We start from the raw sequence: 19180 nt of genomic DNA on the forward strand, positions 1-19180 counted from the left end.
CCCACATGATCCCCACCCACCTCATCCCCCTCCACCAAATACCCCTCACCCCCAACGGAAAAATCAACAAAAACGCCCTACCCGCACCAAGCGGGGATGTGGACGCCGATCGCGCGGACCGGACCGCGCCGCGCACGGCGCTGGAGGAGGTCCTGGTCGAGGCGTGGGCCGACGTGCTCGGCGTGGGCGAGGTCGGCGTGCACGACGACTTCTTCGAACTGGGAGGTGACTCGCTGACCGCCACCAGGATCATCGGCAGGCTGCGGCAGGTCTTCGAGGGCGGCGACGTGACGCTGCGGACGCTGTTCACCACGTCGACCGTCGCGGCGATGGCGGCGGCGCTCACCGCGGGCGAGACGGTGCCCGGCAGGCTGGAGCGGATCGCGCAGCTCCACCTGGAGGTGGCCCGGCTGTCGCCGGACGAGGTCGAGGCCGAGCTCGCCAGGCAGCGCGACAGCGAGGGCGGTGCCCGCCGATGACCGAGCACCGCACGGCCGGGGACGCCCTGGCCGCGAAGAAGCGCGAACTGCTGCGGCTGCGGCTGGCCGAGGAAGGCCTGCTCCGCCCGGCGGCCGAGGCCGCCGACCGGATACCCGCGCGCGAGGAGGGCGTCGACCCGCCGCTGTCCGCCACGCAGCGCCGGATGTGGTTCCTCCAGCAGCTGGACCCGGCGAGCCCGGCGTACAACCTGTGCGGCGGGGCCGAGCTGCGCGGCCGGCTCGACGTGGGGGCGCTGCGCCGCGCCCTGGCCGAGGTCGTGTCCCGGCACGAGGTCCTGCGGACCACCTACCGGGTGCCCGACGGGGGCCTGCCGGTCCAGGTCGTCCGCGAGGAGGCCGAACTCCCGCTGGAAGTCCTCGACCTGAGCGGCCTCCCGGAGCGGGACAGGGCCGAGGAGGTGGAGGCGGTCACCCGCGCGGAGGGGCGCCGCCCGTTCGACCTGGCCGAGGACCTGCCGCTGCGCGTGCTGCTGGTCCGGCTCGCCGACGACGAGCACCTGCTCGTCCTCACCGCGCACCACATCGCCTTCGACGACGTCTCCTGGCGCCCGCTGATCACGGAGCTGGCCGCCGGCTACGCGGCGTCCGCCACCGGCCGGCCGGTGGACGCCCCGCCGCGACCGGCGTTGCAGTACGGCGACTTCGCGGCCTGGCAGCGCGACTTCCTCGCCGGCGACCGGCTCGACGCGCAGCGCCGGTTCTGGCGCGACCGGCTCGACCCGGCGCCGCCGGCGCTGGACCTGCCCACCGACTCCGCCCGGCCGCCGACGCCCGCGCTGGACGGCGGGAGGCGGTCGGTCACCCTGCCGGCCGAGGTGTGGTCGGAGATCACCGAGCTGGGCCGGGGCGAGGGCGCCACGCCGTTCATGGTGGTGCTGGCGGCGTTCCAGGCGCTGCTGTTCCGCTACACGGGCAGCACCGACATCGCGGTCGGCTCGCCGGTGATCAACCGCGACCGCCCGGAGCTGGAGGACCTGATCGGCAACTTCGGCAACACCCTGGTGCTGCGGACCGACCTCTCCGGCGACCCGACCTTCCGCGGGCTGCTGCGCCGGGTGCGGGAGGTGTGCGCCGAGTCGTTCGCGCACCAGGACCTCCCCTTCGACACCATGGTCGAGGAGCTGAAACCCGCGCGGGCCATCAACCGCTCCGCGCTGTTCGACGTCGTGTTCTCCCAGCGGGTGGAGGCGCCCAGGGACGTCGAGCTGCCCGGCCTGGTGCTGCGCGAGCGCGAGCTGTACAACGGCGTGACCCGGTTCGACCTGGTGCTGGGCACGCGCCCGGAGACGGCGCCGGACGGCGCCCCGGCCGGCCTGACCTGCACCCTGACCTACCGGCTCGACCTGTTCACCGCGGAGACCGCCGACCGCCTGCTGGGCCACCTGCGGGAGCTGCTCGGCAGCGCGCTGGCCGACCCGGACCTCCCGGTCGGGCGGCTGCGGCTGATGAGCGGGCCGGAGCGGACCCGGGTGGTCGAGGAGTGGAACCGGACCGACGCCGACTTCCCGCTGGACCGCCCGCTGCACCGGCTGCTGGAGGACCGGGCGGCCGCCGCGCCCGACGACGTGGCCGTGGTGGCGTACCTGCCCGGCGGCGGCACCGAGCAGGTCACCCGCGCCGGGCTCAACGCCTCGGCGAACCGCCTGGCCCGCTACCTCGTCTCCCTCGGCGTGACGGCCGAGTCGCTGGTCGGCGTCCACCTGGAGCGGTCGGTGGACCTCGTGGTGGCGCTGCTGGCGGTGCTGAAGGCGGGCGGCACGTTCGTGCCGCTGGAGACGTCCTGGCCCGCGGCGCGGGTCCGGACCATCGCCGAGGACGCCGGCCTGTCGCTGGTGGTGAGCCGCTCGGCGCCCGCCGACCCGGCGGAGGCGCCGGACCTCCCGGTCGTGCGCCTCGACCTGGTCGGCGAGGCGCTGGCCGGGTTCGGGGACACCGACCTGGTGGCCGGGGTGGACTGCCCGGACGTGGGCGGCGAGTCGTGCGCCTACGTCATCTACACCTCGGGCTCGACGGGCACGCCCAAGGGCGCCATGATCCGGCACCGCGGCCTGGCCAACCGGCTGCCGTGGCAGCGCGGCCTGCTCGGGCTCGGCCGGGACGACGCCGTGCTGTTCAAGGCGCCGCTGAGCTTCGACATCTCGATGAACGAGGTGTTCCTCCCGCTGTACGCGGGCGCCCGGCTGGTGGTCGCCGAACCCGGCGGGCACGCCGACGTCGGCCACCTGCTGGAGGTGGTCGCCGAGCAGCGGGTCACCTTCGTGTACCTGGTGGCGTCGATGCTCGACCTGGTGCTGGAGCGGCCGGACGTCGCCGAGGCGACCCGCTCGCTGCGGCACGTCTGGTGCGGCGGGGAGACGGTGAGCCCGGAGCTGCACCGCCGCTTCCGCGAGCGGATCGGCGTGACCATGTACCACGGCTACGGCCCCGCCGAGACGACGATCGGCGTGACCTGCCAGGTCTACGCCGAGGACGACGACCCGCGCGGCATCTCCATCGGCCGGCCGAACCCGAACACCGCGATCCACCTGCTCGACGACCGGCTGGCGCCGGTGCCCGTCGGCGTCACCGGGGAGATCTACGTCGGTGGCGAACCCCTGGGGCGCGGCTACCTCAACCAGCCCGGTCTGACCGCGAGCAGGTTCGTGGCCAACCCGTTCGGCTCGGGCGACCGGCTCTACCGCACCGGCGACCTCGGCCGGTACCGGCCGGACGGCAGCATCGTCTTCCTGGGCCGGACCGACAACCAGGTCAAGATCCGCGGTTCCCGGGTGGAGCTGGAGGAGATCGAGGCCGTCCTCCGGCGGCACCCGGACGTCCGCCAGGCGGTCGTGCTGCTGCGCGAGGACACCCCGGGCGCGGCGGCGCTGGCCGCGTACTACGTCCACGAGGAGGGCCGCGCCCTGCCTGCCGCCGACCTGCGCGGCTGGCTGGCCCGGCAGGTGCCCGACTACATGGTGCCCACCGCGTTCACCGCGCTGCCCGCCTTCCCGGCGCTGGACTCCGGGAAGGTCGACCGGGCCGCGCTGCGGGCGCTGGCCCCGAGGGCCGCCGCGGGCGAACCGGCCGTGCCGCACCTGGAGCCGCGCGCGGCGACCGAGCGCCTGGTCGCGGCCGTGTGGTCGGAGGTGCTGGGCGCGCCGGCGGTGGGGTTGGACGACAACTTCTTCGACCTCGGCGGGCACTCCCTGCTGCTGGTGCGCGTGCAGACCCGGTTGCGCGCCGAACTGGGCCGGGACCTGCCCGTGGTGGAGCTCTACACCCACCCGACGGTGCGGGCGCTCGCCGCGCACCTCGACGCGACGCGGGCCGCCGGCGACGAGGACGGGTCGGCGCGGGCCGGTGGCGGGAACGGGTCGGCGCGGGCCGACGACGGGCTGGACAAGGCGAGGGAACGGGCGGCGCGCCAACGGTTGGCGATGACCGCGGGACGAGTGGCTCAGGCGACGCGGAGGGCCGGCGATGACCGACGCTGACGACGAACTGGCGATGTCCCTGAGCATCGCGATCGTGGGGATGCAGGGGCGGTTCCCCGGCGCGCCCGACGTGGACGCGTTCTGGCGCAACGTCTCCACCGGGGTCGAGTCGGTCTCGACCTTCACCGACGAGGAGTACCTCGCCGCGGGCGGCGACCCCGGCGGGCTCGACGACCCCTACCTGGTCAAGGCCGAGGCCGCGGTCGACGGGATCGACTCCTTCGACGCCGCCTTCTTCGGCTACCAGCCCGCCGAGGCGCAACTGCTCGACCCGCAGCAGCGCCTGTTCCTGGAGTGCGCGCACCACGCGCTCGAACGCGCCGGTCACGACCCCGGCGCGTTCGACGGCGCCATCGGGGTGTACGCGGGCACGGGGCTGAACAAGTACCTGCTGTTCAACGTGCTGCCGAACCTGTCGTCCGGTGACGCGATCGGGCTGCTGCCCGCCCTGTTCGGCAACGCGCACAGCTCGCTGGCCACCCGCACCTCCTACGAGCTGGACCTCACCGGTCCCAGCGTCGCGGTGCAGACGAGCTGCTCGACCTCGCTGACGGCGGTCCACCTGGCGTGCCAGGACCTGCTGGGGTACCGCTGCGACATGGCCCTGGCGGGTGGCGCCTCGCTCAACCCCGCGCCCCGGCGCGGCTACCGGTACGTGCGCGACGGCCACCTGTCGCCGAGCGGGCGCTGCCGCGCGTTCGACGCCGAGGCCGACGGGATGGTGCCGGGCGACGGGGTCGGTGTCGTGGTGCTGCGGCGGCTGTCCGACGCCCTCGCCGACGGCGACCACGTGCACGCCGTCATCAGGGCCACCGCGATCAACAACGACGGCCGGCGCAAGGTCGGGTACGCCGCGCCGAGCGTCGTGGGCCAGGCGGAGGTGATCGCGACCGCGCACGCGCTGGCCGGCGTGGACCCGGAGTCGATCACCTACGTGGAGGCGCACGGCACGGGCACCGCGGTCGGCGACCCGATCGAGGTGAGCGCGCTGAAGCGGGCGTTCGCCGGCACCTCGGAACGCCACCGGTGCGCCCTGGGCGCGGCGAAGGCCAACATCGGGCACACCGACGCGGCGGCGGGCGTCGCCGGGCTGATCAAGGCCGCGTTGGCGCTGGAGCACCGCGTGCTGCCGCCGAGCCCGAACTTCCGGGCGCCCAACCCGCTGCTGGAGCTGGACCGGGGGCCGTTCTACGTCAACGACCGGCGCGCCGCCTGGGAGGGCGACGGGCCGCTGCGGGCCGGGGTCAGCTCGTTCGGCATCGGCGGCACCAACGCGCACGCCGTGCTGGAGCAGCCGCCGCCCGCCCCGGGTCCGGGCGCCGCCGAACCGTGGTCCGCGCTGGTGCTGTCGGCCAAGACGCCCGAGGCCCTGCGCGCCGCCTCCGCCGAGCTGGGCGCCCACCTGGCGGCCCACCCGGAACTCGACCTCGCCGACGTCGCGCACACGCTCCAGGTCGGCCGGAAGGCCCACCGGCACCGGCGCTCGCTGGTCTGCCGGGACACCGCGGAGGCCGCCCGCGCGCTCGCCGACGACCCCGTCGGCGCGGTCCACGTCGCCGACGAGTCCGCGCCGCCCGTGGTGTTCATGTTCCCCGGCGGCGGCGCGCAGTACGACGGCATGGGCCGCGAGCTGTACGGGGCCGAGCCGGTGTTCCGCGACGCGATCGACCGCTGCGCGGAGGTCCTGCGCCCCGTCCTCGGCCGGGACCTGCGCGAACTGCTGTACCCGGTGGGCGCCCCGGGCGGTGACCGGCTCTCCGCCGCGCACGCCACCTTCCCGGCGCTGCTGGCCACCGAGTACGCCATGGCCACGTGGCTGATCTCGCGCGGGGTGCGGCCGGCGGCGATGATCGGGCACAGCCTCGGCGAGTACGCCGCCGCCTGCGTGGCCGGCGTGCTGTCGCTGGAGGACGTGCTGCCGCTGGTGGTGGCGCGGGAGCGGCTGTTCGTCCGGGCCGGTGGCGCGACGCTCGGCGTCGCGCTGGGCGCGGAGGAGGTCGCGGGCCTGCTGACCGGCACGCTGTCCGTCGCCGCGGTGAACGGCCCGGTCTCGTGCACGGTGTCCGGCGCGGTGGAGGACGTCGCCGCGCTGGAGCGCCGGCTCGCCGCGGACGGCGTGGAGCACCACCGGATGCGCATCCCGGCGGCGGTCCACTCGGCGTTGCTGGAACCGGTCCTCGGCGAGTACGCCGACCGGCTCGCCGCGATCGGGCTGAGCGAGCCGACCATCCCGTTCGCGTCCAACGTCAGCGGCGACTGGATCGCGCCCGGTGAGGCGGCGGACCCCGCGTACTGGGTGCGGCACACCCGCTCCGCGGTCCGCTTCGCCGACGGGCTGCGCACCCTGTGCCGCGACCGGCGACCGGTCCTGCTGGAGGTCGGGCCCGGCCGGAGCCTGTCCCGGCTCGCCGCGGGCCTGCCCGAGCTGTCGGGGCCGGTGGTGGCCACCATGCGCCACCCCAGCGCCGGGCGGTCCGACGTCGCGGTGCTGCTCGACGCGGTCGGGCAGCTCTGGCGGCACGGCGTCCCGGTGGACTGGCGCGCGCACCACGCCGGCCGCTCGCGCCGCCGGGTGCCCCTGCCCGGCTACGCCTTCCAGCGCCGCCGGTACTGGCTGGAGCCGCCGGCCGGCCGGTCCGGCGCGGTCGAGCCGACCACCCGGCTCTCCGCCGCGCCGTGGTCGACCGCCGGGGCGGAACCCACCGGGGAGCCGACCGGGCTCGGCGACGCCTACCTGGTGGTGGACGGGCTGGCCGACCCGGGCTTCCGGTTCGCCCGGCACCTCGCCGCGCTCGGCGCGCGGCGGCTCGTGGTGACCGACCCGCCGCGCGCCCGCTCACCCATCGCGCCCGCCGTCGTGGCGCCGGACGCGGTGCGCGCCGCCGAGCGGCGCCTGCGCGAGCGGAACCCGGTCGACCGGATGCCCGCCGGGCTCGCCGCGGAGCTGGACCGCCTGAGCGTCCACCACGTGTGCGACTACCTCCGCGAGCACGGCATCCGGCTGGAGCCGGGGTCGGCGCACCGCAGGCAGGAGATCGCGGCGGCGCTGGGGCTGCTGCCCAAGTACGAGCGGTTCCTCGACGCGTTCCTGCGGATGCTGGCCGAGGACGGCCTGGTGGAGCTCGACGGCGACGCCGTCGCGGTCCTGCGCGAGGGGTCGCGCCCCGGCGAGGCGGCGGAGCTGAGCGCCGAGCTGGCCGCCCGGCACCCGGACTACCGGCGCGACCTGGAGCTGCTGGCGCACACCGTCTCCCGGTTCGGCCCCGCGCTGCGCGGCGAGATCGACGGCAACGAGGCGTTCATCCCCGGCGGCGACGTCGACGCGTTCACCACCCTGCTCGACGACCGGATCAAGACCAGCGACGTGTCGGTCTACGGGCCGCTGATCGCCGAGCTGGTCGCGAAGCTGGCCCGGCAGGCGGCCGGGCGGACGCTGCGGGTGCTGGAGGTGGGCGCCGGCAGCGGGCACCTGAGCTGGCTGGTGGCCGAGGCGGTGCGCGGCCTGGGCAACGTCGAGTACCACTTCACCGACCTGGGCCGGTCGTTCGTGCTCGCCGGGCAGCGCCGGGCCCGCGAGGCGGGCATCGACTTCATGCGGTTCGGCGTGCTGGACATCTCGCGCGAGCCCACCGGCGACGACTACCCGCCGGGCGGCTTCGACGTCGTGCTGGCGTTCAACGTGCTGCACGCGACGCCGGACGTGCGGGTGTCCGCGGGCAACGCCCGGACCCTGCTGGCCCCGGGCGGGGTGGCCCTCGTGCTGGAGGCGACGCGCCCGCGCCGGTGGTCGACGCTGCGCGCCGGCCTGGCCGAGGGCTGGTGGTACTTCGACGACGACGTGCGCGTGGACTCGCCGCTGATCGGCCCGGACCGGTGGGTCGAGGTGCTGGGCGCGGCGGGCCTGGAGGCCGTCACCGCCCACCCGGGCGGCGACGGCCCTCCCGAGCCGGTCGACCACGCGCTGGTCATCGGGCGGCGCCCGACCGCCGACCACGACCTCGCCACCGAGCAGCGGCGCCGGATCGGGCTGCTGGAGGCGTCCGGCGCGGCGGTGTCGGTCGTGCCCTCGACCTCCTGGCTGCCGGTCGGCCTCGACGGGGTCGTCCTCGTGCTCACGCCGGGCACGACGGCCGCCGACCTGGACGAGCTGCGCCGCGCGACCCGGGTCGGCGGCGCGGCGCGGGTCCTGCTGCTCGACGGCGCCGCGCCCACCGACCCGAGGCTGTCCCGCTACGCCGAGGGCCTGGTGGCCCGCCACCACCTCGACGGCGACGACGCCTGGACCTACGTGGCGTGGCGCTCGGCCGAGGGCGGTGACGCGGACGGGCTGGAGGCGGACGCGCTGCGCGCGCTGCTGACCACGGCGCGGGCGCCGTCGGTCGTGGTGCGGCCCGACGTGTCCGGTGACGGGCGGGAGCGGGGCGCGCCACGGGACCCCGGCGGCGGGTCGGCGTTCAACGAGCGGCCGGCGCTGGGCACCGAGTACGTCGTGCCCCGGGACGAGTTGGAGGACGCGGTGGCGAAGCTGTGGGCCGAGGTGCTGGGGCTCGACCGGGTCGGCGCGCACGACGACTTCTTCGACCTGGGCGGCGAGTCGCTGCTGGCCATGCAGCTGGTGGCCAGGTTGCGCGACCGGCACGGGGCCGACCTGTCCATGCGGCAGCTGTTCGACGCGCCGACCGTCGCCCGGCTCACCGCGCTCCTGCGCGCGGCGGGCGGGACGTCCGCGCCGACCGTCACCGGCGGGAACCGGCGCGGCCGGGCGGCGCGGCGGACCGCGGACGGCGGCCTCCTGGTCGCCGGCGCCGCGGCGCCGACCGAGGTGGGGGACGCGCGTGGGACCGACTGAACCAGGACGTGACGACGTGCTCGTCGACGACGGCGACGACGTCGTGCTGTTCCGGCCCTCCTACGCCCAGGAGAGGATGTGGTACTTCTACCGGCTCGACCCCGGCAACCCGTTCTACACGGTCCCGCTCGGGCTGCGGCTGACCGGTGAGCTGGACGTGGCGGCGCTGCGGGGCGCGCTGAACGACATCGCGGACCGGCACGAGATCCTGCGCACCACGTTCGGGACCGTCGAGTCGGAACTGGTGCAGGTGGTCGCCTCCCGCGCGGACGTGGAGCTGCCCGTGGTCGAGGTGCCGCCCGCGGCCGACCCGGAGCTGCCCGTCGAGGAGCGGGAGGAGGTCCGCCGGCTGCTCGTGGAGCGGGTCCGGCCGCCGTTCGACCTGGAGCGCGGCCCGCTGCTGCGGGCGACGCTGTTCCGGCTGGGGCCGGCGGACCACCTGCTGCTGTTCGTGCTGCACCACATCATCCACGACGGCTGGTCGCTGGGCGTGCTGGGCGGGGAGCTGTCGGCCGCCTACCGCGCCAGGGTGACGGGCACGCCCGGACCGCTGCCGCCGCTGGAGGTCCAGTACGGCGACTTCGCCGAGTGGCAGCGCGACTGGCTGTCCGGCGAGGTGCTGGAGTCGCAGCTCGCGTACTGGCGCGGCCGGCTCGGCGGGGAGCTGCCGGTGCTGGGGCTGCCGCTCGACCGGCCGCGACCGGAGGTCCAGTCCTTCCGCGGCGGGCGGGTGGAGCTGGCGCTGAGCCCCGCGCTGTCCGACGCCGTCAAGGACCTCGGCAGGCGGTGCGGCGCCACGCCGTTCATGGTCCTGCTGGCGTCGTTCCTGGTGCTGCTGCACCGCTACTCGCGCCAGGACGACATCGTCGTCGGGTCGCCCGTGGCGAACCGGCACCAGGCGAAGGTCGAACCGCTGATCGGCCTGTTCGTCAACACGCTGGTGTTCCGGGCCGACCTGTCCGGCGACCCCTCGTTCGGCGCTTTCCTCGACCGCGTCCGGGACGTGTGCGTCGAGGTGTACGCGCACCAGGAGACGCCGTTCGAGAAGCTGGTCGAGGACCTGCACCCGCACCGCGACCCGAGCCGCAACCCGCTGTTCCAGGTGATGTTCGCGATGCAGGCGCCCCCGAACACCGACATCCCCCTGCCGGGCCTGCGGGTGGCGCCGATCCGGGTCGACCGGTGGTGGACGCGGTTCGACCTGGAACTGCACTTCTGGGAGCACCCCGACCACTTCCGCGGGCTGTTCGTGTTCGCCGCCGACCTGTTCGACACCACCACCGTCGAGCGGATGTCCGCGCACCTGCGGCAGGTGCTGGAGGTCGCGACGCGGGACGCCGACCTGCCGCTGGGCGAGCTCCTGCCGGAGGCCGACCTGCCGGCTCCCGCCGAACCCGCGGCCCCGGAGCCGCCGCGCGCGGTGGCCGCCGACCTGCCGGGCGGCGAGCCGCGCACCGAGCTGGAGGAGCTGGTCGCCGCCCGGTGGCGCGAGGCCCTCGACGTCGGCCTGGTGGACGTGCACACCAACTTCTTCGACGTCGGCGGCACCTCGCTGCTGCTCGCCCGCGTCCACGAGGGCCTCCAGCGGGACCTGGCGCGGGAGCTCCGGATGGTGGACCTGCTCCGCTTCCCCACCGTCCGCTCGTTCGCCGCGTTCCTGTCCGGTGAGCAGGAGTCCCGGACCGCCGGGCAGGACCGGGCGCGGGCGAGGACCCAGGCCATGAAGCAACGGAGGCGTCGCCGATGACACCCGGTCCGCGCGCGGTGCACGAGGTCTTCGCCGAGCAGGCGGCCCGCACCCCCGAGGCGGTCGCCGTGCTCCACGACGGGGTCGGGCTGACCTACCGCGAGCTGGACGGGCGCAGCGCCGCCGCGGCGGCGGGCCTGCGCTCGCTCGGGGTGGGGCCGGAATCGGTGGTGGGGCTCTGCGTGGACCGCTCGCCGGAGCTGGTGGTCGGCGTCCTGGCCGTCCTCCGGGCCGGCGGGGCCTACCTGGCCCTGGACCCGGCCTACCCGGACGCGCGGCTGTCGTTCATGCTCGCGGACAGCGGGGCCCGGCTCGTGGTGACCGGCGCCCGACCGGGCGTCGACCTCCCCGACCCGGTGCGGGGCCTGACCCTCGACGACCTGGCCGCGGCCGGTCGCGGCGGGGGGACGGCACCGGACGCGGCGGACCCGGACTCCGCGGACCCGGATGCGCCGGCGTACGTGCTCTACACGTCGGGGTCGACGGGGCGGCCGAAGGGCGTGCTGATGGGGCACCGGCCGTTGGCGCACCTCGTCGGGTGGCACCGCGACCAGGACGGCGACCTGGTCGGCCACCGCACCCTCCAGTTCGCGCCGATCAGCTTCGACGTCTCGTTCCAGGAGATCTTCTCCACGCTGTGCTCGGGCGGCACGCTGGTGCTGCTCGACGAGCGGCGGCGGCGCGACCCGGGGCTACTGGCGCGGACCCTGGTGGAGCAGCGGGTGAACCGGCTCTTCCTGCCGGCCGCCGTGCTGCACCCGCTGGCCGTGGCGGGGCGGGACGTCCCGCCGCCGGGCGCCCTGCGCGAGGTGGTGTGCGCCGGGGAGCAGTTGCGGATCACCCCGGCGGTCAGGGAGTGGTTCGGCGCGCTGCCCGGCTGCGTGCTGCACAACCACTACGGCCCCACCGAGACCCACGTGGTCACCGCGCACCGGATGACCGGCGACCCCGCGGACTGGCCCGCGCTGCCCCCGATCGGCCGCGCCCTGCCGCACGTGCGCGCCCACGTGCTCGACGAGGCCGGGAACCCGGTGGACGTCGGCGAGGGCGAGCTGCACCTGGGCGGGGACTGCCTGGCCCACGGCTACCTGGGTCGCGACGACCTCACCGCGGAGCGCTTCCCGACCGGTCCCGCCGACCGCGGCCGGACCTACCGCACCGGCGACCTGGTGCGCCGCGACCCGGGCGGCGTGCTGACCTACCTGGCCCGAGCCGACCACCAGGTCAAGATCCGGGGGTACCGGGTCGAGCCTGGCGAGGTGGAGGCGGTGCTGGCCGAGCACCCGGAGGTGCGGGACTGCGTCGTCGTGGCGCGCGAGAACCCCGACGGGTGGAAGCAGCTGGTCGCCTACGTCGTGCCGGTCGAGGCCCCGCCCGAGGGGGCGGGCGAGGTCGTGGCGCGGCGCTTCGAGCCGCGGTGGTTCGACCACCTGAGCGCCCGGCTGCCGGACTTCAGCGTGCCCGCCACGTACGTGACCCTGGCCGGGCTGCCGATGACGCCCAGCGGCAAGGTGGACCGGCTGGCCCTGCCCGACCCGGTCGCGCGGCGTCCTCGGCTGGCCGCGCCGGCGGTGCCGCCGAGGCCGGGGCTCCAGGCCGCGGTCGCCGGGCTGTGGCGGGAGGTCTTGCAGTTGTCCGAGGTGGGCGCGCACGACAACTTCTTCGACCTGGGCGGCAGTTCGCTGCTGCTCGCGCAGGTCGTCACCAGGCTGGCCGACCTGGACGGCGTCGACCGGCCGGTGCCGGGGATCGCCCTGCTGCTGGAGGACCCGACCGTGGCGGGCTGGGCGGGCGCGCTGGCGGGCGAGGGCCGGGCGCCGGGCGGCGGCGACCGCAGCGAGGCCGTGCTGCGGGGTCGGCGTCGGCAGCGGGTGCCCCGGCGGGGCCGGTGACCCGGCGCGACCCACCCGCCCCGGCAGGTCCGCGGGCCCGGCGCGATCCACCCGCCGCAGCGGGTCCGCGGGCCCGGTCCGGGAGCTCCCGCGCCGGCCGCCGGCCGGGGTAGATTCTCGTGCCGACGCGCGTCGGATCGCACTGAGGAGCACGATGTCCGTTCCCGCCGACCTGGTGGCCACCGCCGACCTCTACGACGAGCACGGCGAGTCGGTCCAGTGCTGCGACACGCAGTTCCGGCAGTTCGGCGGTCGCACCGCCTTCCGGGGCGCGATCACGACCGTCCGCTGCCCCGAGGACAACGTTCTGCTCAGGTCGGTGCTCGCCGAGCCGGGCCACGGCCGGGTGCTCGTCGTCGACGCCGGCGGGTCGCTCCACCGCGCCCTCGTCGGCGCGGTCGTCGGGGGCATCGCCGTCGACAACGGCTGGGCCGGCATCGTGGTCAACGGGGCCGTCCGCGACGTCGCGGCCCTGCGCGGGCTCGACGTCGGCGTCAAGGCGCTGGGCACCAACCCGCGCAAGTGCACCACGACCGGCGCGGGCGAGCGCGACGTCCCCGTCAGCTTCGGCGGCGCCACCTTCGTCCCCGGCGGCCTGCTGCACAGCGACGAGGACGGCATCGTGGTCCTGCCCGCCCACGGGTGATCGCACCGCTCGCCTGACGGGGTCGCCCGGCACGAGCCGCGGCACGCGAAAGGCCCCCGGCGTCCGCCGGGGGCCTTCACGTCACTCGACCGCGCCGACCGGCGTCAGATGATCCAGGCGTGGAAGCGCTGGGCGCCGACCACGTCGGAGTTGTCGTCACGGGTCGTGGCGCACGCCCACTGCTGGATCTTCGCGCCGTTGGCCACCGAGCCGTCGCGCACGTCGACGCACTTCGGGCGCAGCACGTTGGCGAACCAGCTGCGCTCCGGCGCGATCGCCACCGAGTCGTCGCTCTGGGAGACCAGCAGGAACCGCTGCGACGGGAGGTCCGACGGGTTGCTGGTGCAGTCCCACTGCTGGAGCTGGACGCCGTTGGCCACGCTGCCGCCGCGCACGTCCAGGCACTTGCCGGAGTGCACGAACTGGAGCTGCGACCACTCGGCGTCCGGGGTCAGCACGCGCAGCCGCTGCTGGCTGACGCCCACGCAGTTGTACTGCTGGATGTCCGCACCGTTGGCGACGGAGCCGTTGACCACGTCGAAGCACTTGCGGCTGTTGACGTTCTCGATCTCGATGATGAGCTCCTCGGCGTTGGCCGAGACGTCGGCCGAGCGCTGCTGAGCCGCGCCCGGCTTGGCCTTGCCGACCTTCGCCAGGACCTCCCCCACGGTGCTGCCCTTCGCGGCGGTCGCGGGCTGCGGCGCGCCGGCCGTGGCCGACGAGGAGAGCAGACCGGTGACCGCCGCGAAACCGATGGCCGCCACGACGACCGAACGGGTGATTACCTTCTTCAACGAATACCCTTTCCCCCACTGGTGAGCGCCCGGTCTCCGAACCGGGCGAAGAAACCTTCGCAGAAATCACCCACGCCGTCAAGCAGAATTGCACGGGTAACGGATCGAGCCTCTCGAACGATAGACGCCGCCCACCCCTCGGACGAGGTCGGCCGTATCCGGCGCAACTCTCCGCCGAGGCATCGTTCAGCAGCTGTTCACCTCACGCGATGCGCAAGAGCAGTCCAGGTCCGGGACACCGGGGCACCGCTTCCGGGACGGCGTGGAGAAATGGCGCCGAGGAGCTCCGGACACGGCGGCGCGGATCCGCGCCCCGGCTTTGTCCAAGAATTCCAACAGGCAGCTCAACAAAGCGCGGGCAATGACCGGACCGCCCTCTCCGGCATCCCGCCGGCGGGACACGGGGATACCGTTCGGACTGGTCCGGACACCCTGAGGACGGCGTTCCGCCCCCGGAGGTTGCCCGCACGTGGGCACTTCCTCGAAATCGAACACGCGTTCGGGTCGACATCTCCGCTCATGGGCACACCGACCGGTGCGGCACACCGGGGAAGTAGGTCTCCCAGTCGGCGCCGGCGGGTTCGGCGCACGTCTCGCGCAGCACCCGCTCGAAGTCGGTGTCGAACTGCCACAGCTCGCCGCTGCGCACCTCCACCAGCCGCAGCCGGCGGCTCTCCGGGTCGTAGCGCGGTCCGGAGAACTCCAGACCGGGGGTGCGCAGCGACAGCAGGGACCGGCCGGACGCCAGGTCCCACAGGGCGACGGCGCCGCGGTGGACGGCGGCCAGCGCCCGCCCGTCCGGCGAGAACCCGACCTCCGGGCGTTCGGGGACGCCGTCCGCCTCCAGGAGGGTGCGGGGCGAGCCGGGGTCGGCGGCGTCCAGGACGGTCAGGTCGGAGGTGTCGAGGTCGACGACCGCGACCAGGCCGCGGGGCCCCGGGTGCGGGTACAGGCGGTTGGTGCGGCTGAGCAGGGTCGCGACGCGGTGCGGCGTCCCGTTCGCCGACCACAGCTCCACGTGGTGGCTGCCGCCCTCGCGGCGGGAGAGGACGACGCCCGTGCCGTCGGGCAGGGGCACGGCGTGCTCGACGGCGGTGGCGGGCAGGCGGGTGCGGTGCGCGTCGCCCGGCCGCCAGGTCACGGCGGCCTCGTCCTCCACCGCGGTCAGCAGGGCGCCCGCCGCGTCCATGCCGTGGAACAGCGGCCAACCGCTCACGGTGGCGACCTCCCTCGGCGAGTCGGGGTCGCCGACGTCCCAGAGCCGGAAGGAGTCGCCCGTCGTCGCCCTGGTGAGCAGGGTGCGCTGGTCGGCGCTCACGAGGTAGGGGAAGGACTCGGGCGGCAGGGCGGCCGCCCGGCGCCACCGGTCGCCGTCCCGCGCCCACAGCCGGTCGCCCTGCCGGTCCAGGGTGAGCGCGATCCGGTCGGGCGGGAACGCGAAGCCGCCGCCCAGGGTCTCGGCGCCGCCCGCGGCGGCCGCGAGCAGGAGGGCGTCGCGCGCCTCGGTGGTCGGCGCGACCAGGTAGGCGGCCCGCGCGAGGGCCACCGCGTGGCCCGGTCGCGAGTGCGCCAGGGCGACGGCGGCGTCCGCGGCCCGCAGCGACAGCGCCTCGTTGCGCTCACGGGCGGCGGTGCGCTGGGCGGACCCGGCGTAGACCGCGGTCCCGGCCAGCAGCACGGCGAGCACGACGAGGCCCGCCACGAGCCGCCGCAGCCTGCGCACGCCGCGACGCCGGTCGGCCAGCAGCTCGCGCTGCGAGGCCAGGCTCGCGTCCAGGAACTCCCGCTCGCCGGGGTTGAGCCGGTCCCGCAGGCGGTCCGCCTGCTCCAGGTGCGCGCCCCGGTAGAGCGCGTCGGGGTCGCGGTGGTGCGCCCGCCACGCCGCGGCGGCCTCGGTGAGCCGCCGGTGCGCCCGCAGGGCGTCGCGGTCCTCGTCGAGCCACGCCGCGAGCCGGGGCCAGGCGCGCAACAACGCCTCGTGGGCGAGTTCGACGGCGTCCCGGTCCAGGGCGATCAGGCGCGCGGCGGAGAGCCTGCCCAGCAGCTCGTCGCCGACGTCCAGCTCGTGCCGGTGCGCGCGCCGCTTGGTGTCCTCGGTGCCGTCGCCCGGCGCGGTCAGCCGCAGGAGCACCCGGCGCACCGCGTGCCGGTCCTCCTCGGTCAGCGCGCCGTAGACCTCCTCGGCGGTGCGGGCCAACGCGTGCCCGACCCCGCCCGCGTCCTCGTAGGCGGCCAGCGACAGCACCGTCCCGCGTCGCCGCCGCCACGTCTCGACCAGCACGTGCGACACCAGCGGCAGCGCGCCCGGCCGGCCCGCGACGTCCGCGAGCAGGCGGGTCAGCAGGGAGGTCTCCAGCGACACCCCGCGGCGCGCGGCGGGCTCGGTGGCGGCGCGGCGCAGCTCGTCCACCGACATGGGCCCGACCAGCAGCTGGGCCCGGTGCAGGGCGGCCACCAGCTCCGGGTGGCGGCCGCAGTGCCCGTAGAAGTCGGCCCGCACGCCGAGGACGACCCGGGTGGCGCCCGAGGCGGCCCCGGTCAGCGCCCGCACCAGCCACGCCCGGTCGGCCTCGCCGCAGAGGGTGAACGCCTCCTCGAACTGGTCGACCACGACCAGCGGGTCGTCCGCCACCTGCCGCAGCAGCACGCGCAGGTGACCCGGGTCGGCCGCCAGCTCGGCCCGGACCTCGACCGCGGACCGGCCGACGGGTCCGGCGATCGCGGCCGCGATCGCGGTCAGCGGATCCGCGCCCGGCGTGACCACGAGGCCGGTGCGCCCGGACCGCGCGACGAGCCCGGCGCGCAGCAGGGACGACTTGCCCGACCCGGACGGGCCGAACACGCCGACGAAGCACCGCTCGTCCACCAGCGCCAGCAGCGAGTCGACCAGGGCCTCGCGGCCGAAGAAGCGGTCGGCGTCCTCCACCCGGTAGGCGGCCAGGCCGACGTACGGGCAGTCCTCCGGCCGCTGCTCCGGCGCGGCGACCAGCGAGCGCCACCGGGCGGTCCACTCCTCCACGTCGCCGCCGCACGCGCGGACGAACGCCCGCGTCACCGCCAGGCTCGGCAGCCTCCGCCCGGCCACCGCCTCGGACAGCGCGGCGGCCGAGTAGTTGGCCAGTCGGCCGAGCTCGCGGTACGGCGGCAGCCCGGCCCGCTGCCGCAGCCGCCGCAGGTCGCCGGCGAACTTCAGGACCGGAGTGTCCTCCGAGAGCAGCGGGCGCTCGTGGCGTGGCACGGCCACCCCCCTTCCGAGGAACCGATTTTGCCGGGCCGACGGGCCTGTGACACCGCCATAGGGTGTCGTCGCGGCGCCTCGGCGTGCCGGGACCGGTCAGGCGCCGTGTCAGCTCTCCCCTGCCGGCCGAGCCCGCGTCCGGGCGGGTCCGGACGGGGGAATCCGGTGTGAAACCGGCAACCGCGGTGGTGCTGAACCAGGGCAGCGCGGAGATCATGCCGGTCCTGGGCCTGGTCAGCGGCGTGGCGACCCGCGACCGGTTCGAGCAGCCGGGCGTGGCCACCTACCTGTCGCCCACCGACTGCGGGGCCAAGGACAACAGCGGTGACGGCGACGGGGTCCGCTCCACCGCGCTGACCATGGACGACGTTCACCGGGAGCCCTCGTCGCAGCCCTGCCGGTGACCGGCGTCGTCGCCCTGCACGACCTGAACCCGGCCGCGATGTCCTGCGACCGGGTGGTGGTGCTGCGCGCCGGCCGGGTGGTCGCCGCCGGACCGGCGGGCGAGGTGCTGACCGAGGAGCTGATCGCCGACGTGCACGGCGTGCGGGCCGAGGTCACCACCGGCGGGGACGGTCGGCCGCACGTGCGGTTCCCCGGGGTGCTGCGGGACGGGCCCGGCGTCGTGCTGTCCTCTGTGGACGGTTGAACCCGGACTCCGGGCCGGCCTCCCCGCCTACTTCGGCGCCGGGACCGCCGCGTTCAGCGCGTCGAGCACCGAGTAGTACGCCGGCTTGCGGCCGTAGTCGCTGTCGATCGGCAACGGCGTCCGGGCGACGTTCCAGGAGAACTTGTCCGACACGCCGCTCACGGTCATCACGGTGCAGCGCGGCACCGACAGGCACGCGTTGACGGCCTGGGCGTACGCCGCCGCCTGCACCTCACCGGAACCGGTCACGTCCAGCTCGGTGAGGTGCACGTCGACACCGAGTTCGGCGAAGCGCTGGAGGTTCTTGCCCATGTCGGCGGGCACCCGGTGGTCGCTGTTGAAGTGCGCCTGGAAACCGACGCAGTCGATCGGCACGCCGCGCGCGACGAAGTCCCGCACGAGTTCGTACACCGCGTCGGACTTCGGCCCGTACCCGTCGGTGTAGTAGTCGTTGTAGCAGAGCCGCGCCCCCGGGTCCGCGGCCTCGGCCGCGAGGAACGCCTCCTCCACCCAGCTGTCGCCGATGCGCTCCTGGAACACCGAGTTGCGCCGTGCGCCGCTGTCGGTGAAGGCCTCGTTGACCACGTTCCAGTAGTCGATCCGGCCCTTGAAGTGGCCCGCGACGCCGTCGACGTGCTCGCGCACGGCGGTCAGCAGCCCGGCGCCCGAGTCGATGTTGATGACCCACGACGGCAGCTGGCTGTGCCACACCAGCACGCTGCCGCGCACCTCCATGCCCCGGCTCTCGGCGTGGTCGAGCAGTCGGTCGGCGGCGGCGAAGTCGAACTTCCCCCGCACCCGCTCGATGACGTTCCACTTCATCTCGTTCTCGGGCGTGAGCTGGCCGAACTCGTGGTCCAACGTCTTGGTGTAGTCGGCATCGCCGAGCCGGGCGGCCTGGGCCACCGCGCCGAACACCCGGCCACCGGCCGCCGCGGCGTCCTTCAACGAGCTCGCGGCGGCCGATGCCGGCGACGCCACCAGCAAACCGGCCAACAGGGGCACGACGGCCCCGAGCGACTTCCTCACGCGTTCCTCCCTCGATCATCGTCGACCAGGCGGCGGAACAGAAACTTTCGACAGTGTGGCAGGGTTGTTTCGACAGTGGGAATTCGTTGCCCGAACGACCCAATTCGATCAACACCGGCCCGACCACCGTCCGGCGGAACCCGACCGGTCACTCGTCGTGCAGGACCTCCTCGATCGTCGTCCGCGCCGCCGCCAGGACGAGCACCGGCGCGCGGTACACATCGACCACCACGTCGAGGACGTCGGCCCGGGCCGCCCGCATCATGGCCGGCGCGACCACGTGGTGCGCGGCGACCCCGAGAAACCCGCCGACCAACCGCGCGAGCTGCCGCGACGTTGCCATCATCACCACCACCCAGTTCA

General features: G+C 75.3%; 12 protein-coding genes. 8 read left to right on the plus strand and 4 right to left on the minus strand.

What is annotated here, in order from left to right:
- The first annotated feature begins 98 nt into the window (after positions 1-98).
- The 6 genes from ABD223_RS28560 (at position 99) to rraA (ending at position 13107) form a co-directional block, all read left to right on the plus strand.
- Complete coding sequence (locus ABD223_RS28560) at positions 99-479, plus strand: phosphopantetheine-binding protein (protein ID WP_344039673.1); 381 nt, start codon at positions 99-101, stop codon at positions 477-479.
- A complete protein-coding gene (locus tag ABD223_RS28565) occupies positions 476-3973 on the plus strand; it encodes a non-ribosomal peptide synthetase (protein ID WP_344039674.1) in 3498 nt (1165 codons plus the stop codon). Before ABD223_RS28560 ends, ABD223_RS28565 begins: the two co-directional genes overlap by 4 nt.
- Positions 3960-8822: a type I polyketide synthase gene (locus ABD223_RS28570; RefSeq protein WP_344039675.1), complete on the plus strand. Its 4863-nt coding sequence runs from the start codon at positions 3960-3962 to the stop codon at positions 8820-8822. The genes ABD223_RS28565 and ABD223_RS28570 overlap by 14 nt, the downstream gene beginning before the upstream one ends.
- Complete coding sequence (locus tag ABD223_RS28575) at positions 8809-10569, plus strand: condensation domain-containing protein (protein WP_344039676.1); 1761 nt, start codon at positions 8809-8811, stop codon at positions 10567-10569. The genes ABD223_RS28570 and ABD223_RS28575 overlap by 14 nt, the downstream gene beginning before the upstream one ends.
- Positions 10566-12461 (plus strand): non-ribosomal peptide synthetase, encoded by a 1896-nt coding sequence (locus tag ABD223_RS28580; protein WP_344039677.1) that lies wholly within the window; start codon positions 10566-10568, stop codon positions 12459-12461. Before ABD223_RS28575 ends, ABD223_RS28580 begins: the two co-directional genes overlap by 4 nt.
- 154 nt (positions 12462-12615) lie before the next feature.
- Entirely contained in the window at positions 12616-13107 is a 492-nt protein-coding gene (gene rraA / locus ABD223_RS28585; protein ID WP_344039678.1) for a ribonuclease E activity regulator RraA, read from the plus strand.
- A 104-nt stretch (positions 13108-13211) separates the two neighbouring features.
- Here the strand turns inward: rraA and ABD223_RS28590 are convergent, their stop codons facing one another.
- On the minus strand, positions 13212-13901 hold the full coding sequence (locus ABD223_RS28590) for an RICIN domain-containing protein (protein ID WP_344039679.1): 690 nt from the start codon (positions 13899-13901) through the stop codon (positions 13212-13214).
- A 517-nt stretch (positions 13902-14418) separates the two neighbouring features.
- A complete protein-coding gene (locus ABD223_RS28595; RefSeq protein ID WP_344039680.1) occupies positions 14419-17139 on the minus strand; it encodes an nSTAND1 domain-containing NTPase in 2721 nt (906 codons plus the stop codon).
- Positions 17140-17306: 167 nt separating this feature from the next.
- Between ABD223_RS28595 and ABD223_RS28600 the strand changes: the two genes are divergently transcribed.
- Both ABD223_RS28600 and ABD223_RS28605 read left to right on the plus strand, forming a co-directional pair.
- Positions 17307-17543, plus strand: a complete 237-nt coding sequence (locus ABD223_RS28600) for a hypothetical protein (protein ID WP_344039681.1) — start codon at positions 17307-17309, stop codon at positions 17541-17543.
- On the plus strand, positions 17540-17788 hold the full coding sequence (locus ABD223_RS28605; RefSeq protein WP_344039682.1) for an ATP-binding cassette domain-containing protein: 249 nt from the start codon (positions 17540-17542) through the stop codon (positions 17786-17788). The genes ABD223_RS28600 and ABD223_RS28605 overlap by 4 nt, the downstream gene beginning before the upstream one ends.
- A gap of 27 nt (positions 17789-17815) precedes the next feature.
- Here ABD223_RS28605 and ABD223_RS28610 read toward each other — a convergent pair whose 3' ends face one another.
- Together ABD223_RS28610 and ABD223_RS28615 are read right to left on the minus strand one after the other, a co-directional pair.
- Positions 17816-18817, minus strand: coding sequence for an endo-1,4-beta-xylanase (locus ABD223_RS28610; protein ID WP_344039683.1), 1002 nt, complete (start codon positions 18815-18817; stop codon positions 17816-17818).
- A 148-nt stretch (positions 18818-18965) separates the two neighbouring features.
- Positions 18966-19160 (minus strand): hypothetical protein, encoded by a 195-nt coding sequence (locus ABD223_RS28615; protein WP_344039684.1) that lies wholly within the window; start codon positions 19158-19160, stop codon positions 18966-18968.
- Positions 19161-19180: the final 20 nt, after the last annotated feature.

The sequence above is a fragment of the Saccharothrix xinjiangensis genome (assembly GCF_039527585.1).
Lineage (GTDB): Bacteria > Actinomycetota > Actinomycetes > Mycobacteriales > Pseudonocardiaceae > Actinosynnema > Actinosynnema xinjiangensis.

Bases quoted from the DNA above. Each gene is read 5' to 3' on its own strand.
- ABD223_RS28565 (WP_344039674.1), top strand. From the start codon at position 476: ATGACCGAGCACCGCACGGCCGGGGACGCCCTGGCCGCGAAGAAGCGC.
- ABD223_RS28570 (WP_344039675.1), top strand. From the start codon at position 3,960: ATGACCGACGCTGACGACGAACTGGCGATGTCCCTGAGCATCGCGATC.
- ABD223_RS28580 (WP_344039677.1), top strand. From the start codon at position 10,566: ATGACACCCGGTCCGCGCGCGGTGCACGAGGTCTTCGCCGAGCAGGCG.
- rraA (WP_344039678.1), top strand. From the start codon at position 12,616: ATGTCCGTTCCCGCCGACCTGGTGGCCACCGCCGACCTCTACGACGAG.
- ABD223_RS28615 (WP_344039684.1), bottom strand. From the start codon at position 19,160: ATGGCAACGTCGCGGCAGCTCGCGCGGTTGGTCGGCGGGTTTCTCGGG.